General features: G+C 60.5%; 13 protein-coding genes and 1 pseudogene. 10 read left to right on the forward strand and 4 right to left on the reverse strand.

All coding sequences use genetic code 11. The features are described 5' to 3' along the window. The first annotated feature begins 3 nt into the window (after positions 1 to 3). The 3 genes from nirB to ACR0L1_RS18330 are packed head-to-tail and all read left to right on the forward strand — an operon-like array spanning position 4 to position 5386. Positions 4 to 2436, forward strand: coding sequence for a nitrite reductase large subunit NirB (gene nirB, locus ACR0L1_RS18320; RefSeq protein ID WP_480860223.1), 2433 nt, complete (start codon positions 4 to 6; stop codon positions 2434 to 2436). After that, positions 2433 to 2765, forward strand: coding sequence for a nitrite reductase small subunit NirD (gene nirD, locus ACR0L1_RS18325; RefSeq protein WP_480860224.1), 333 nt, complete (start codon positions 2433 to 2435; stop codon positions 2763 to 2765). Before nirB ends, nirD begins: the two co-directional genes overlap by 4 nt. Beyond that, entirely contained in the window at positions 2762 to 5386 is a 2625-nt protein-coding gene (locus ACR0L1_RS18330) for a molybdopterin-dependent oxidoreductase (protein ID WP_480860226.1), read from the forward strand. Before nirD ends, ACR0L1_RS18330 begins: the two co-directional genes overlap by 4 nt. Positions 5387 to 5388: 2 nt before the next feature. On the opposite strand, the gene ACR0L1_RS18335 is transcribed toward ACR0L1_RS18330, so the two are convergent. Beyond that, on the reverse strand, positions 5389 to 6480 hold the full coding sequence (locus ACR0L1_RS18335; protein ID WP_480860228.1) for a Gfo/Idh/MocA family protein: 1092 nt from the start codon (positions 6478 to 6480) through the stop codon (positions 5389 to 5391). 12 nt (positions 6481 to 6492) lie between these two features. Then, entirely contained in the window at positions 6493 to 7203 is a 711-nt protein-coding gene (locus tag ACR0L1_RS18340; protein ID WP_480860230.1) for a GntR family transcriptional regulator, read from the reverse strand. A gap of 108 nt (positions 7204 to 7311) precedes the next feature. Between ACR0L1_RS18340 and ACR0L1_RS18345 the strand changes: the two genes are divergently transcribed. From ACR0L1_RS18345 to ACR0L1_RS18370, 6 genes are read left to right on the forward strand one after another with little or no spacing between them, the layout of a single operon-like run. Then, positions 7312 to 8466 carry an LLM class flavin-dependent oxidoreductase gene (locus tag ACR0L1_RS18345; protein WP_170791360.1) on the forward strand — a complete coding sequence of 385 codons (1155 nt, stop codon included), beginning with the start codon at positions 7312 to 7314 and terminating at the stop codon, positions 8464 to 8466. After that, complete coding sequence (locus ACR0L1_RS18350; protein WP_480860232.1) at positions 8466 to 9356, forward strand: aldo/keto reductase; 891 nt, start codon at positions 8466 to 8468, stop codon at positions 9354 to 9356. Before ACR0L1_RS18345 ends, ACR0L1_RS18350 begins: the two co-directional genes overlap by 1 nt. Beyond that, on the forward strand, positions 9356 to 9871 hold the full coding sequence (locus ACR0L1_RS18355; RefSeq protein WP_170355478.1) for a flavin reductase family protein: 516 nt from the start codon (positions 9356 to 9358) through the stop codon (positions 9869 to 9871). The genes ACR0L1_RS18350 and ACR0L1_RS18355 overlap by 1 nt, the downstream gene beginning before the upstream one ends. Positions 9872 to 9924: 53 nt before the next feature. Continuing rightward, positions 9925 to 10512 carry a TRAP transporter small permease gene (locus tag ACR0L1_RS18360; RefSeq protein WP_170355479.1) on the forward strand — a complete coding sequence of 196 codons (588 nt, stop codon included), beginning with the start codon at positions 9925 to 9927 and terminating at the stop codon, positions 10510 to 10512. Further along, entirely contained in the window at positions 10513 to 11802 is a 1290-nt protein-coding gene (locus tag ACR0L1_RS18365; RefSeq protein ID WP_170783146.1) for a TRAP transporter large permease, read from the forward strand. Between the two features lie 25 nt (positions 11803 to 11827). After that, positions 11828 to 12889, forward strand: a complete 1062-nt coding sequence (locus tag ACR0L1_RS18370; protein WP_170355481.1) for a TRAP transporter substrate-binding protein — start codon at positions 11828 to 11830, stop codon at positions 12887 to 12889. A gap of 30 nt (positions 12890 to 12919) precedes the next feature. Here ACR0L1_RS18370 and ACR0L1_RS18375 read toward each other — a convergent pair whose 3' ends face one another. Next, entirely contained in the window at positions 12920 to 13390 is a 471-nt protein-coding gene (locus ACR0L1_RS18375; protein ID WP_170791366.1) for a tetratricopeptide repeat protein, read from the reverse strand. 84 nt (positions 13391 to 13474) lie between these two features. Here ACR0L1_RS18375 and ACR0L1_RS18380 point away from each other — a divergent pair, with 84 nt between their 5' ends. Next, a complete protein-coding gene (locus ACR0L1_RS18380; protein WP_480860235.1) occupies positions 13475 to 14674 on the forward strand; it encodes a cytochrome-c peroxidase in 1200 nt (399 codons plus the stop codon). A gap of 32 nt (positions 14675 to 14706) precedes the next feature. Here the strand turns inward: ACR0L1_RS18380 and ACR0L1_RS18385 are convergent. Beyond that, positions 14707 to 15233: pseudogene (locus tag ACR0L1_RS18385) on the reverse strand (glycine dehydrogenase (aminomethyl-transferring)); the annotation flags it as partial.

Below are 15233 nucleotides of genomic sequence, written 5' to 3' on the forward strand. Positions count from 1 at the left end.
GATATGAAACAGAAATTGGTTGTCATCGGAGCCGGCATGGCCTCGGGTCGGGTGCTGGAGCACCTGACCGACGCTGCCCCCGATGCGTTCGACATCACCCTGTTCAACGCCGAACCACGCGGGAATTATAACCGCATCATGCTGAGCCCTGTGCTGGCCGGTGATCAGACATACCAGGACATCGTCACCCATGACGACGCCTGGTACGGCGAACGCGGGGTCACCTGCCGGTTTGGCGAGAAAGTGGTCAAAATCGACCGCGAGTTGAAAGTGGTCGAAGGCGAGAACGGTCATGTGCCTTATGATAAGCTGATCTTCGGCACCGGCTCGAACCCCTTCATGATTCCGATGCCAGGACATGATCTGGACGGCGTGATCGCCTATCGCGATCTGGAAGATACCGAACAGATGATGGGCATGGGCGCGGGCAACAAGGTCGTCGTGATCGGCGGCGGCTTGCTGGGGCTTGAGGCCGCCGCAGGCATGGCCGCGCGCGGGGCTGACGTGACCGTCGTGCATATCATGGGCCATCTGATGGAGCGTCAGTTGGACCCTGCCGCAGGGTACCTGCTGAAGAAATCTCTGGAAGAAAAAGGCATCACCGTTCTGCTGAATGCCAAATCGACCGAAATCGCGGGCAAGGATGGCAAGGCCCGGGCGCTGCTGTTGGAGGACGGCACGGAATTGCCCTGCGACCTGTTGGTGATGGCTGTGGGCATCCGACCCAACACCGCGCTGGCGCAGGAAACGGGCCTTGCCGTGGGTCGGGGTATTCATGTCGATGACCAAATGATCACCTCGGACGCCGATATCTATGCCGTTGGCGAATGCGTCGAACATCAAGGCGAGGTTTTTGGCCTTGTCGCGCCGCTGTACGACCAAGCCAAGGTGCTGGCGCAGACCCTGCTGGGCGAGGACGCAGCGTTCAAACAGCGCTCGTTGTCGACCAAACTGAAAGTCACCGGCTGTGATCTGTTCAGTGCAGGCGACTTTGCCGAGGGCGAGACCCGCGAGGACATCGTGTTCCGCGACCCCGCGCGCGGCGTCTATAAACGGCTGGTTCTCGAAGGCGACAAGCTGGTCGGTGCGGTTATGTATGGCGATACCGGTGACAGCAACTGGTTCTTTGGCCTGATCCGCGATGGCGAGGACGTGTCCGAGATGCGTGAGACGCTAATCTTCGGCCCGGCCTATCAGGGAGGCGGCTCTGCGGACCCTCTCTCAGCCGTTGCAGCATTGCCGCCTGAGGCGGAAATCTGTGGCTGCAACGGCGTTTGCAAATCCGACATCACCACCGCCATTGCAGATGGCGCAACCGATCTGGGCGCGATCCGGGCGACCACCAAGGCCAGTGCCTCTTGCGGGACGTGTACCGGACTGGTCGAACAACTGCTGCAGGTCACGCTGGGCGACGACTTCCAGATGCCCACTGCACAGCCCATCTGCGGCTGCTGCGACCTGACCCACGAAGACGTTCGCCGCCTGATCAAATCGCAAGAGTTGAAAAGTCAGGAAGCCGTCTGGCAGGAACTGGGCTGGAAGACGCTCAACGGCTGTCATGTCTGCCGCCCGGCGGTGAATTTCTACCTGCTGGCCGACTGGCCGGTGGAATATCAGGACGACCCGCAAAGCCGCTTCGTCAACGAACGCAAACACGCGAACATTCAAAAAGACGGCACGTTCAGCGTTGTGCCCCGAATGTGGGGCGGCATCACCAACCCGGCGGAACTGCGCGCCATTGCCGATGCCGCCGAGAAATACGATGTGCCCACGGTCAAAGTCACCGGTGGTCAGCGTATCGACCTGCTGGGCGTGAATGGCGCTGACCTGCCCTATATCTGGTCCGATCTGAACAAGGCCGGGCTGGTCTCGGGCCACGCTTACTCCAAGGGTCTGCGCACGGTGAAAACCTGTGTCGGCACCGATCACTGCCGGTTCGGCACGCAGGACAGCACGGGCCTCGGCGTGAAGCTTGAGAAAATCCTGTGGGGATCATGGACGCCACACAAGCTGAAGCTGGCGGTCTCGGGCTGCCCGCGCAACTGCGCCGAGGCGACCTGCAAGGATATCGGTGTGGTCTGTGTGGACTCGGGCTTTCAGATCAGCATCGGCGGCGCGGCTGGCATGGATGTCAAGGAAACCGAACTGCTGGTGCAAGTCCCCACCGAGGAGGAGGCGATTGAGGTCGTGATGGCCGTCACCCAAGCCTATCGCGAGGGTGGTAAGTATCTGGACCGTTTGTATAAATGGATGGCGAAGGTGGGCCTCGACTGGATCAAGGAGACCGTGGTGGATGACCTCGACAACCGCCGCGCGCTGGTTGAGCGGTTCGAACTCAGCCAGTCCATCTACCGCAAAGACCCATGGGCCGAGCAGGCCAAAGAGGCCCCGCGCTTTGCGCCCATGGCCGATCTGACACTGGAGGCCGCAGAATGAGCTGGATCGACATCGGACATATCGACGACATCCCCCTGCGCGGCGCGCGCGTGGTGAAAACGCCCGTGGGCTGCATCGCCCTGTTTCGTACTGCCAAAGATGAGGTCTTTGCGGCCTCGGACACCTGCCCCCACAAGGGCGGGCCGCTCTCCGAAGGCATCGTGCATGGCCAATCCGTCACCTGCCCGCTTCACAACTGGGTATTCGACCTGAACTCAGGTCAGGCACAAGGCGCGGATGAAGGCCAGATCGCCACCTATCCGGTGCAGTTGGACGGCGAGCGCATTCTGCTCGACAGCACCTCATTGAGGCAAAGGAGCGCCGCGTGAAAGACCTGAGTGCCTGCGCCACGCGCTCGACCTGCCCCTATTGCGGGGTGGGCTGCGGTGTTCTGCTGCAACCGGATGGCGCAGGTGGCCTGACCGTCACCGGCGACCCAGATCACCCGGCCAATCAGGGGCGGCTGTGTTCCAAAGGCTCGGCTTTGGCAGAAACAGTGGGTCTATCGCAACGGCTGCTAGCGCCCGTGGTTGCGGGCGAAGAGACTGGCTGGGACGACGCGCTGCAACTGGTCGCCGACCGGTTCCGCGACACGATCGCCGAACACGGGCCGGATTCAGTGGCCTTTTATGTCTCGGGTCAGCTGCTGACCGAGGACTACTATGTCGCCAACAAGCTGATGAAGGGCTTCATCGGCTCGGCCAATATCGACACGAATTCGCGGCTGTGCATGGCCTCGACCGTTGCGGGCCACAAACGCGCTTTTGGCACTGACACAGTGCCCGGAACCTATGAGGATTTAGACGAGGCCGATCTGGTCGTGCTGGTCGGCTCCAATCTGGCCTGGTGCCACCCGGTTTTGTATCAGCGCCTGATGGCGGCGCGGCAGGCGCGCGGCACCAAGATCATCGTGATCGACCCGCGCCGGACGGCATCGTGTGACAGTGCCGATCTGTACCTGCCACTGGCTGCGGGCAGCGATGTGGCGCTGTTCAACCACCTGCTGACCCAAATCGATGCTGCCGGTTTGGTGGATGCGGATTTCCTGACCTACACCACCGGTATTCATGAGGCGCTGGACAGTGCGCTGGCCGATGATGTCTCCGTCACCGGTCTCGACCCCGACGATATCGCGCGGTTCTGCCAGATGTGGATGAGCACTGGCAAGGTCGTGACGATCTTCAGTCAGGGCGTGAACCAATCCAGTTCGGGCAGCGATAAGGTTAACGCGATCCTGAACTGCCATCTGGCCACGGGGCGGATCGGCAAGCCCGGCTGCGGCCCGTTGTCAGTCACCGGCCAGCCCAATGCCATGGGCGGGCGCGAGGTTGGTGGACTGGCCAATATGCTCACCTGCCATCTGGATATCGAAAATGCCGATCACCGCGCCGCCGTGCGCGATTTCTGGTCAGCACCAACGATGCCCGAGGCCCCGGGCCTCAAGGCCGTGGATCTCTTCCGCGCCGTGGGCGACGGGCGCGTCAAGGCGCTGTGGGTGATCCACACGAACCCCGTCGTGTCGATGCCCGAGGCCGACGCGGTGCGCGATGCGATCGCGGCCTGCCCGTTCACCGTGGTCTCGGACATCACAGCCCGCACCGATACGGCACGGCAGGCCGACGTGCTGCTGCCCGCCGCTGCGTGGGCCGAAAAAGACGGCACAGTCACCAATTCCGACCGCACGATCAGCCGACAACGCTCGGTCCTGCCTGCGCCGGGGCAAGCCCGCGCGGATTGGGATATTCTGGCCGAGGTCGGACGACGGATGGGGTGGGCCTCGGCCTTTGATTATCAAACGCCCGGAGAGATTTTCCGAGAATACGCAACCCTGTCCGGAGTGGCCGCCAAGTTCGGGCGTGATTTCGATATCTCGGGCTTCAGCGACTTGGATGCGGCGGGTTATGACGCTCTGCAGCCGACGCGCTGGCCTGTCACCGCTGCACGGCAAGGCGGGCGGTTCTTTGCGGATGGGCAATTCTATCACTCCGACGGCAAGGCGCGGCTTTTACCAGTTAAATGGCGCGCGCCTGCGGCCAAAACAGAACCGCGCTATCCGTTTTGGCTGAACACCGGTCGGCTGCGCGATCAGTGGCACACGATGACCCGTACCGGTCTGTCGGCGCGGCTGTCGGCCCACCTGCCCGAGCCGTTTTTGGACATTCACCCCGATGATGCGCGCGCCACGGGGATAAACTCCGCCGATCTGGTGCAGGTCGAAAGCTCGCATGGCACATCCATCCTGCGGGCACGGATCACCAGCGATGTCACGCGGGGACAGGTCTTTGCGCCGATCCACTGGACCGGAGAAACCGCCCCCTCAGCCCGGATCGACGCTGTGGTCGCTGCGGCGACGGACCCGGTTTCGGGACAGCCCGAAAGCAAAGCGTCCGTGGTGAACGTCGCCCGCTTTGACGCCAAATGGTATGGGTTTGCGGTGTCAGATCGCGAAATGCGGCCTTCGTGCGATTATTGGGCGCAAACCCCCACCAAACTCGGCTATCGCGCCGAGTTGGCCGGGATGGATACAATAGATGACTGGCAAACCGCCGCGCGTGATCTTTTCGGATTGCCCGAGGCGCAGATAACGATCGTCGAAGACCCAGCGCGCGGCATGGCGCGGCTGGCGTTTTACGAAGACGGACGATTGGTCGCTGCCTTGTTCATCTCTCCCGAGCCCGTGGCGGTGATGCGCGACTATCTGGCGACTCTGCCACAGGTGCCCGACCTGCTGTCAGGCCGGGCCCCTGCGGACCGGCCCGATCCCGGCCCTGTTCTGTGTTCCTGTTTCGACGTCGGTGTGAATACCATCCTGACCGCTATTGAGACCAAAGGACTGATGACCGTCGAAGCCATTGGCGAGGCCTTGCAGGCCGGAACCAATTGCGGTTCTTGCCGTCCGGAACTGGCGAGCCTGCTGGCGTCAGCACATCAGAAAGAGGCCGCACAGTAACCCTAGAACCGAACCGCCTCTCCGGTCTCCAGCGCCTGTTGCGCGGCCAGACCCATGCGCACAGCCCACATCCCGTCCTGCAGAGTCACTTCGGGGGCGGGTTTGTCGCCCCGCAGGACGGCTAGGAACTCTTGATGCTGATAGAAAGTAGACCCGTTATGGTCACCCGCAGCCAATAGCGTTGGATCGACCGGAATATCCTTGGCAACCGGCCCTTTGGGATGGCGCGGGCTGACGATCAGTTGCGGCACCGGCGCATCACCAAGATGCTCGGGCCAGAAACGGCCCGGTCCGGGCACCAGCGCTTCAATCTTGGCGTCTGGCCCGACGGCTGAAATCTCCTCCTGATACCGCGCGCCTTCGGCGAACATACACAGCTCCAGCATTGCTCGCGCGCCCGAGGCGAAGTCGACCATCACGTAGCCGTGGTCTAGAATGTCGGGTGTTTCTCCGTCATACGCCTCGTCCAAATGATTGACAGCCTGCCCCCCGCTTGCTGTCACGCGCACAGGGTCTGATTGCAGGATCAGGCGCATGAGGTCGAAGAAGTGGCAGCATTTCTCGACAAAGGTTCCGCCCGTATTACGGTTGAAGCGATTCCAGTTGCCGACCTTTTCCAGAAAGGGAAAGCGGTGCTCTTTGATGGTCAGCATTTTAACGCCGCCAGTCACCTGCGCCCCCTCAATTAAGGCCGCGATGGGCGGCATATAGCGATACTCCATCGCCACCCAGATCGGATGAGGGTAGTCGCGCTGGATGGCGTCAAGCCGCGCCGCATCTGCAGGGTCGGTGAACAGAGGTTTCTCGACCAGCAAAGGCAAGGGCCGCACCCTCGCGATCTGCTTGATCTGATCCACGTGCAAATGATTAGGGCTGGCAATCACGATGCAGTCCAGATCATCTACGGCCAGCAGATCTTCGACCGAACCCACCATCTGCGCATCCGGTACAATCGTCTGCGCCGCTATGGCCATCGCGGCGTCGGGTTCGAAAATCGCCGAGACGCGCGTACCTTCCAGCAACGCGATATTATGCAGGTGTTCCTGCCCCATCATGCCGCATCCGATCAGCCCGTAGTGGATGGTCCGGGTCATGCGCGTTTCCTTCTACTTCAGACGTTGGACATAGGTGGCCCGATCCGGGTCGAACCACGTTTTTGAAAACTCGACCGGTTCAGGCCCCTCGGACCAACTGAACCGCTCAATATACCCGGCCATTGCGCCAGCGGGTTTGGTGAAGGTCTCGGGCGTCCACGCAGGCAGCGCACGGACCGAAACCCGATCCTCAGCCCGCGTGATCCAGAACCCAAGCTGCTGTTGGTAATAGCGATAAAGCGAATCCGACAGCAGCGCCTGATCGACCTTTCCGGCGGACTCATCCAGCCAGATTTCCTCGACCGCGATGATTGTGTCATTCAAATAGCGCATCCGGCGCACTCGCGAGCCTGTGGTCGAGGTGCCAAACTCCGGCAGATCGGAGGGTTTTTCCAGATGATCCACCGACAGGATATCCGCGCGCGGCAGCCCCCCACCCTCGGGCAGCTCCAGCCGGAACATCGCATAAACGCTGTTCTGCGTCCCGGTCTCGCGGATGTAATTGCCCGAGCCTTGGATACGCTCCAACATTCCTTTTTTCTCAAGCTCCGCCAGCGATTTTCGCAGCGTCCCGACCGAGACATTGAGGTTCGCCGCCATGTCCCGTTCGGGCGGCAAACGCTCGCCGTCGATCAGCCGACCCGCGGCAATGTCGCGGATAAGAAGCTCGGCGATCTGCACATAGATCGGCAGCGCGTTGGGGTTGCGGCTGTTGGCAGTCATTTTCGGAGTGCTTCACCGAGTCGCAGAAAAAATTGATACACTATTGATCTACATCAAAGTGATTGCTACGCAAGAGGAAAGTCAAAAGATGCACGGAGAACGAATCAAATGACCATCGTCCCCATCACATCCCCCGATCTGGATGCGGCCGAGGTTTCGTGGTTCGCCGCTTTGTGCTCAGACGATTATCAGTTTCTGGGTGTCCCGGATGGTGACCTCCGGTCGAGTTGGGAGCATTGTTCCGGCATCGTCCGCGAGGCCGAGGCGCAAGGGTTCCGAAACATCCTGTGCCCGTCTTCTTATCAGGTCGGTCAGGATACGCTGAGTTTCGTGGCAGGCTGCGCGCCGATCACGGACCGGATAAACCTGCTGGCTGCTGTGCGTTGTGGCGAGATGCAGCCGATCATGCTGGCCCGCACCATTGCGACGCTGGATCACATGCTGCAAGGGCGGCTGACGGTGAATATCATCTCGTCCGATTTCCCCGGCGAAAAGGCCGACAGCGCGTTCCGCTATCAGCGGTCCCGCGAGGTGGTCGAGATCCTCAAGCAAGCGTGGACACAGGATGAGATCAACCATGCGGGTGAGGTCTATAACTTCTCGGGCCTGACCACCGATCCGGCCAAGCCTTATCAGACCGGCGGTCCACTACTGTATTTTGGAGGCTATTCTCCATCCGCTTTGGACCTTTGTGGCGAGCATTGCGACGTCTACCTGATGTGGCCCGAAACCAAGGATCAACTGGCCGAGCGGATGAAGGCCGTTCACGCAGTGGCTGAAAACTACAACCGCACGTTGGACTACGGCCTGCGCGTTCACATGATCGTCCGCGATACCGAGGCTGAAGCGCAGGAATATGCGGACTACATCGTTTCGAAGCTGGATGATGAATATGGCCGTGCGATCCGGGAACGGGCGCTGGATTCGACCTCTCTGGGCGTGGCGCATCAGGCCAAGAACCGCGATCTGGCGGATGAGTATGGCTATGTAGAACCGGGCCTGTGGACAGGTGTTGGCCGCGCGCGCTCGGGCTGTGGGGCAGCTTTGGTCGGATCGACCGATCAGGTGATGTCCAAGATCGAAGAATATCAAAAGATGGGTATCCGCGCTTTCATCTTCTCAGGCTATCCGCACATGGATGAGGCCAAGCATTTCGGGGCCCGCGTCCTGCCTAATCTGAAAACCTGCTCGCTGCCCGAAAAATACGGGCGCGTGCCTGCAAAAACCCCGGCCACCCCGCTGGGCGCCGGAGTTCGCCGCTGATGCACCGTGTGAAACTATCCAACACGCTGGAACTGAGCCGCATCGTTTATGGCATGTGGCGTATCGGGGATGACGATGACACCTCGGCCGCGCATGTCGAGGCCAAGATACAGGCTTGTCTGGATCAGGGGATCACCAGTTTCGATCAGGCGGATATCTACGGCGACTACACGGCCGAAGGCATTCTGGGTGCCGCCCTGCGCGCCAACCCGGCCCTGCGGTCAAAGATGGAGATCGTCACCAAATGCGATATCGTCGCGCCCTGCGGACGGTATTCGGACGCGAAGGTCAAGTACTACGACACCTCGCGCGCGCATATCCTGAAATCGGTCGAAACCTCTTTGGCCGAGATGGCCATCGACCACATAGACCTGTTGCTGATCCACCGTCCTGATCCGTTCATGGACCACCATGAAACCGGCGCAGCACTGGATGAGGTGGTCGCCAGCGGCAAGGTGCGCGCTGTCGGCGTGTCGAACTTCCGTCCCTGGGACTGGAGCCTGCTGCAATCGGCGATGAAGACGCCGTTGGTCACCAACCAGATCGAGTTGTCTCTGGGCCAGATCGACCCTTTCGCCAATGGCGATCTTGCCTTTCATCAACAGCACGGTCAGCACGTTATGGCGTGGTCTCCGCTGGGGGGTGGGTTGCTGATGGCCGGAAACCCTCCGGTCGGCATAGTTGCAGATGAGATAGCTGCCGAATTCGGCGTGGATCGCGCGGCAGTCGCCATCGCTTTCCTATTGGCGCATCCCGCGGGAATTCTGCCGGTTATGGGCACGAACAATCAGGACCGGATCAAAAGCATCTCGGACGCATTGAAAGTAAATCTGGATCGCGAAAACTGGTTCCGCCTTTACGAGGCGGCGCTGGGGCATGAGGTACCATGATGAACGCAATCTCAAAGGACATCACTCACACATTCGTCCCGCATAAAGATGACACCCGCACCTTGCGGGACGCTTTTGGCAAGTTTGCGACCGGCGTGACTATCGTCACCTGTGACAGCGACGATGGTCCGGTCTGCATCACCGCCAACAGCTTTTCATCGCTGTCGCTGGACCCCCCGCTGGTGATGTGGGCCGGAGACCGAAATTCGCGCCGGTTCCCCTATTTCCACAAGGCGCGCCATTTCAGCGTGCACGTGCTATCGTCGGAGCAGGCCGATCTGTGTTTTGGCTGCTCTAAAGACGCGTTCGCCCTGCGGGATATCGACCACGACCGCTGCGGGAACGGAACACCTCTGCTGCCGGATTGTCTGGCGCGGTTTGAGTGTGAACAGCACGCCTATCACGATGCAGGTGATCATGTGATCGTGGTGGGCAAAGTCCTGAAAGTCAGCATGGCGGACGGAGACGCGCTGACATTCTACGCCGGGAAACTCGGCCAATTTGCGCAGCACTAAGCGCGATTTGACGACCGCGGGACAAACCTGCGGCTGAACAAGGGAGGATCCGCATGGGCGGACTGGCAACGGCGCTTGCGCCGATTGCATTCGTGAACGAAACCGTGCTGCGTTTGGGCCGCGCGGTTGGAGTCGTTGCGATTGCATTGATGGTGATCGCAATCCTGATTCAGGTGTTCTTCCGATACGTTTTAGGCAACGCCCTGCCCTGGCCAGATGAGGCCGCGCGCTTCTGCATGTTGTGGATGACCGGGCTGATGGCTCCTACCGCGTTTCGGCGCGGCGGGTTTGTCGCCATTGATATGCTGCCCATGATGCTGCCGCGCGTGCTGGGGCAGGTGTTGATGCTGTTTCTGCTTTTCGTCTCGCTGGCGGTGTTGGCCGTCGCCGTGAATATCGGCTGGTCCGAGGTCACGGGTTTTGGCGGCCGCTTCGCCACGGCGGCGCTCTATATTCCGACCTCGCTGGGGTTTGACGAGTGGTACCGCGTCCCGCGCAGCTGGATGATGGCATCGTTGCTGGTGGGGGTCATACTTCTGCTGGTCGTCAATATCGAGCTTATCCTGCGGTCGATCGTCAAGATGATGGGCGGCGGAGACCTGCTACCCGAAATCGCAGATGCACCGGTGGGGGCTGAATAGATGCTGATCTGGTTCCTGCCCACCTTCTTGATTTTCCTGATGATCGGCCTGCCGGTCTTTTTCGCACTTCTGGCCGCGCCCGGCATTTTGCTTTGGCTGAACGGCCAAACCAACGACATCACGCTGCTGTACCGGAACGTCTATAACGGTATGGACAGCTTCCCGTTGATGGCGATCCCCTTCTTCATGCTGGCCGGAGAGTTGATGAACCGTGGTGGCATCACCATTCGTCTGGTCGAGTTCTCTCAGGCCCTGATGGGGCACCTGCGCGGCGGTCTGGCCCATGTGAATGTCCTGAGTTCGATCCTGTTTGCCGGCCTGTCGGGCTCGGCGGTCGCCGATACCTCGGCACTGGGCTCGATGCTGATCCCAGCGATGGAGAAACAGGGCTATACCCGCCGCTTCGCCGCTGCGATCACAGCGGCCAGTTCGGTGATCGGGCCAATCATTCCGCCCTCGGGCATCATGATCATCTATGCCTACGTGATGGGTGAAAGCGTGGCCGCCCTGTTTTTGGCAGGCATTGTTCCAGGCGTGATGGTTGGCGTCGGCCTGATGCTGATGATCAAAGTCATGGCCGACAAATACGACTTCCCCGTCGCCAGCCGCAAATACACATGGTCCGAGCGTCGTCAGGCAAGCCTCAAAGCGTTCTTCCCGCTGCTGACCCCCGTCATCATTCTGGGGGGCATCCTCGGCGGCATCTTCACCCCGACCGAGGCTGCTGCGGTCGCTGTAGGCTATGCATTCATCATCGGTTTCTTCGTCCTGCGCACGCTGACCCTGAAAGAAGTGCCCGAGATCCTCAGCAATGCGGGTCTGACCTCCGCGGTGGTTTTGCTGCTGGTGGGCGCTGCGATGGCATTCAAGACCGTGGTCAGCCTTAGCCACGCGCCTGAACAACTGGCGGCACTGATCCTTGGCCTGTCGGAAAATCCGCTGATCCTGCTGTTCCTGATCAACCTGCTGCTGTTCGTCGTCGGCATGTTTCTGGATGCAGGCCCCGCGATCATCATCCTTGGCCCCATCCTTGCGCCCATTTTCACAAGCCTCGGCGTGGACCCGATCCATTTTGCTATTATCATGAGCGTCAACCTGACCGTCGGCCTGGCCACTCCGCCCATGGGGTTGGTGCTGTTCGTGGCCGCCGCCGTATCGCGCGAAAAGGTCGAAACCATTGCCAAGGCGATCCTGCCGTTTCTGGCTGTCGAAATCATAGTGATCTTCCTGATCACCTATGTCCCCGCACTATCCATGACGATCCCGAGGATAACGGGATTTGCAAACTGAACTGAGTATCACAGGGAGGAAACGAATGCTCAGAGACTTCATCAAAACCGCTGCGGTGGCCACCTCGCTGGTGGCCGCATCCGCACTAGCTGCAACGGCTGCTGATTACACCCTGCGCGCCACAGCGAACTCAAACGAAAACGACGAAGACTATGATGGTCTGATCGTCTTCAAGAACTACGTCGAGGCTGCCTCGAACGGTGCCATCGAGGTCGAATTGTTCATCGGCACCCAATTGTGCTCGAACGGGGCCGAGTGCCTGCAAGGCGTGGCCGACGGTACGATCGACATCTATATCTCCACTTCGGGCGGCGCGTCAGGCATCTTCCCCTACGTGCAGGTTCTGGACCTGCCCTATCTAATGGCCGATGACCGCGTCGCCGAGCATGTCTTGTCCGGCGATTTCACCCGCAAGGTACGCGACATGGCGCTTGAGGATTCCGGCGGCGCGATCCGTCTGATGACCATCGGAAACACCGGTGGCTGGCGCAACTTTGCCAACACTCAGCGTCGCATCGCTGAGCCAGCCGATATGGAAGGTCTGAAAATCCGCACCGTGGTCGCAGACCTGCCTCAGGAGCTGGTCAAGGCACTTGGTGCATCGCCTACTCCGATCCCATGGCCGGAACTGTTCACCAGCTTCCAGACCGGTGTGGTTGAAGGGTCCAAGAACGGCATCACCGACATCATGGGTATGAAATTCCCCGATGCCGGTCTGCAATACGTCACGCTGGACGGCCACGCCTATATGGGTGCGTTGTGGTGGATGAATAACGCCAAGTTCCAGGAGATGCCCGAGGACATGCGCCGCGTGGTGGTCGATGGGTTCTATGCTCTGCAGCAGGCCACCTTTGCCTCGCCCAAGCGCAAGTCGATCCAGGCCTATGAAGATTTCGTCGCCGGTGGCGGGGATCTCTATGTGCCGACACCCGACCAGAAAGCTGCGTTCAAAGAGGCCGCAACGCCGGTTTATGACTGGTTCCAGTCCAACGTGGCCCGCGGGGACGAGGTGTTCAACGCCCTGACCGAAGCGGTTGCTGCAGCCGAGGCTGATATCAACGCCTCTCGCGATGCGGATCTGAACTAAGCGAAAGGGGCCGGGCGCTTCGTCCGGCCCTTACCGAAACGGGTACATCCACCCTTTGTAGTCGTTGACCAGAACATGCGCTCTTTCAATCTGCTCCGGCGACATTTTCTTGACCACTTCCTCAAGGCTGATCGCCGCATCGGGATCACCGCCAATCGCGCTGAGCGTGTACCACATATACGCCCGCACCAGATCGGGCGCGGGCATGCCCAGACCCAGCTCATAATACCAACCGACGCCCGATTGCGCCCCCGGATGTCCCTTCATCGAAGCACGCAGATACCAATCAAACGCCCGCTCGTAATCCTGCTCGACCCCCAGCCCAAGGCCGTACATGACGCCGATCAGTTCCTCGGCCTCGGCATTGCCGGACCGCGCGGCTGGCATCAGTTCCTCGCGCGCGGCCTCGAACTCCCCGGCCTCCATCATGTCACGCGCCTGTTCCAGTTCGGCCAGCGCCGGGGTGGCAAGACAGCAAAGGGCAAATACAAGCTGGCGCATTGGGTTTTCTTCCTTTTCGTCGGGGCGGCTGCGGCTCAGGATTTGCCGCGCCCGCTGACCGATGATGACTTTATCCTCTTTGATATGGAACGGGCTGCCATCGGTCATCAACTGTTTTACGACCCGATCCTGTCGGGCAATCAGAACATATCCTGCGCCCACTGCCATCACCCCGATTTCGGCACGTCGGACGGGTTGTCTTTGGGGATCGGTGAAGGCGGACAGGGTCTGGGACCGGACCGCATGCCCGGCGTGGGCGCAGAAAAGATCCGCAAGCGCATCCCGCGCAATTCACCGGGGCTTTGGAACCTTGGGGCAAAAGAGCTTCACACTGTATTCCACGATGGCCGCCTGAGTATCTCGGATGTCTACGGCAACGGATTCAATTCTCCGGCCCAGGAATGGTTGCCTGAGGGGCTGAACTCGCTGCTCGCCGCACAGGCGCTGTTCCCGCTGACCTCGCAATTCGAAATGGCCGGCAATGTCGGCGAAAATCAGGTGACCGGAGCGGTTGCCGACCGAATTGATCTGGGCTGGCCGATCCTTGCCAAGCGCGTGCGCACCGATCCGCGCTATGGCCCGGCCATGGTCGCCGCTTTTGATGAGGTCAACATGACCGAGGACATTACAATCACCCAGATCGCCAACGCCTTAGCCGCGTTCATGGCGGTTGAATGGCGCAGCACCGACAGCGCGTTCGATCAATACCTCGCGGGTGACTCCTCGGCGCTGACGGCAGAGCAGAAAGACGGGATGGACCTGTTCTACGGCAAGGCGAATTGCGCCTCGTGCCACTCCGGCCCGCTTATGTCTGATCAGAAATTTCACGCCTTGGCCCTGCCCCCTTTTGGGCCGGGCCGCACGCGGCAATGGGACCCCTATGTGCGTGACGTTGGCCGCATGGGGGAAAGCGACCGCTTGGAAGATGCTTACCGCTTTCGCACTCCGATGTTGCGAAACGTCGCTCTGACGGCGCCCTATGGGCATAATGGAGCATTTCCGGACCTAGAAAGCATGATACGCCACCACCTGAATCCGGAACGCAGCCTGTCACAATGGACCCGTGATATGGCTAACCTGCCGAACGTTCCTTGGTTGCACAAAGCCGATTTCGTCGTCTGGGACGACCGGTTGGAAATGGCGCGTGTGCGCGGCAAGATGGACATCACGCCATTGGAATTGTCCGAAGCTGACATCGCAAGTCTCGTGGCATTCCTCAACGCACTGACGGGATCCAGCGTGGACTCTCCACCATTCGGGGTACCGAAAGGCTTCGTTCCCTAAGAAAAACCCCCGCTGGGCGGGGGTTTTTCTTTTTATTCCGCCGCTTCCGCGTATGCGTCCATTGGAGGGCATGTGCAGACGAGGTTTCGGTCTCCGTATGCGTTGTCGACGCGGTTGACGGGGGACCAGTATTTGTCGACGCCCATGGAGCCCGGAGGGAAACAGGCCTGTTCGCGGCTATAGGGCCGGTCCCAGTCACCGACCAGATCGCGCACCGTGTGGGGGGCGTTTTTCAGCGGGTTGTTTTCCGCATCGATCTTGCCGTCGATGATGTCCTGCGCCTCGGAGCGGATCGAGAGCATGGCGTCGCAGAAGCGGTCCAACTCGTCCTTGGGCTCGGATTCGGTGGGCTCCACCATCAGGGTTCCGGCAACCGGCCAGCTCATCGTCGGGGCGTGGAAGCCGCTGTCGACCAGACGTTTGGCGATGTCGTCGACGCTGACATGCGCCGCCTCGTCCAAGGGTCGGGTGTCGAGGATGCATTCATGCGCCACACGACCGGATTCGGAGGTGTAGAGGATCGGATAGGCATCCTGCAGACGCGCTGCGATATAGTTGG

Source organism: Ruegeria sp. J8, assembly GCF_056531925.1.

What these genes read in the sequence shown, in the direction of transcription:
- ACR0L1_RS18370 (WP_170355481.1), top strand. Translation starts at nt 11,828, where the DNA reads ATGCTCAGAGACTTCATCAAAACCGCTGCGGTGGCCACCTCGCTGGTG.
- ACR0L1_RS18375 (WP_170791366.1), bottom strand. Translation starts at nt 13,390, where the DNA reads ATGCGCCAGCTTGTATTTGCCCTTTGCTGTCTTGCCACCCCGGCGCTG.
- ACR0L1_RS18345 (WP_170791360.1), top strand. Translation starts at nt 7,312, where the DNA reads ATGACCATCGTCCCCATCACATCCCCCGATCTGGATGCGGCCGAGGTT.
- ACR0L1_RS18335 (WP_480860228.1), bottom strand. Translation starts at nt 6,480, where the DNA reads ATGACCCGGACCATCCACTACGGGCTGATCGGATGCGGCATGATGGGG.
- ACR0L1_RS18360 (WP_170355479.1), top strand. Translation starts at nt 9,925, where the DNA reads ATGGGCGGACTGGCAACGGCGCTTGCGCCGATTGCATTCGTGAACGAA.
- ACR0L1_RS18380 (WP_480860235.1), top strand. Translation starts at nt 13,475, where the DNA reads ATGGAACGGGCTGCCATCGGTCATCAACTGTTTTACGACCCGATCCTG.
- ACR0L1_RS18355 (WP_170355478.1), top strand. Translation starts at nt 9,356, where the DNA reads ATGAACGCAATCTCAAAGGACATCACTCACACATTCGTCCCGCATAAA.
- ACR0L1_RS18340 (WP_480860230.1), bottom strand. Translation starts at nt 7,203, where the DNA reads ATGACTGCCAACAGCCGCAACCCCAACGCGCTGCCGATCTATGTGCAG.
- nirD (WP_480860224.1), top strand. Translation starts at nt 2,433, where the DNA reads ATGAGCTGGATCGACATCGGACATATCGACGACATCCCCCTGCGCGGC.
- ACR0L1_RS18350 (WP_480860232.1), top strand. Translation starts at nt 8,466, where the DNA reads ATGCACCGTGTGAAACTATCCAACACGCTGGAACTGAGCCGCATCGTT.
- nirB (WP_480860223.1), top strand. Translation starts at nt 4, where the DNA reads ATGAAACAGAAATTGGTTGTCATCGGAGCCGGCATGGCCTCGGGTCGG.
- ACR0L1_RS18365 (WP_170783146.1), top strand. Translation starts at nt 10,513, where the DNA reads ATGCTGATCTGGTTCCTGCCCACCTTCTTGATTTTCCTGATGATCGGC.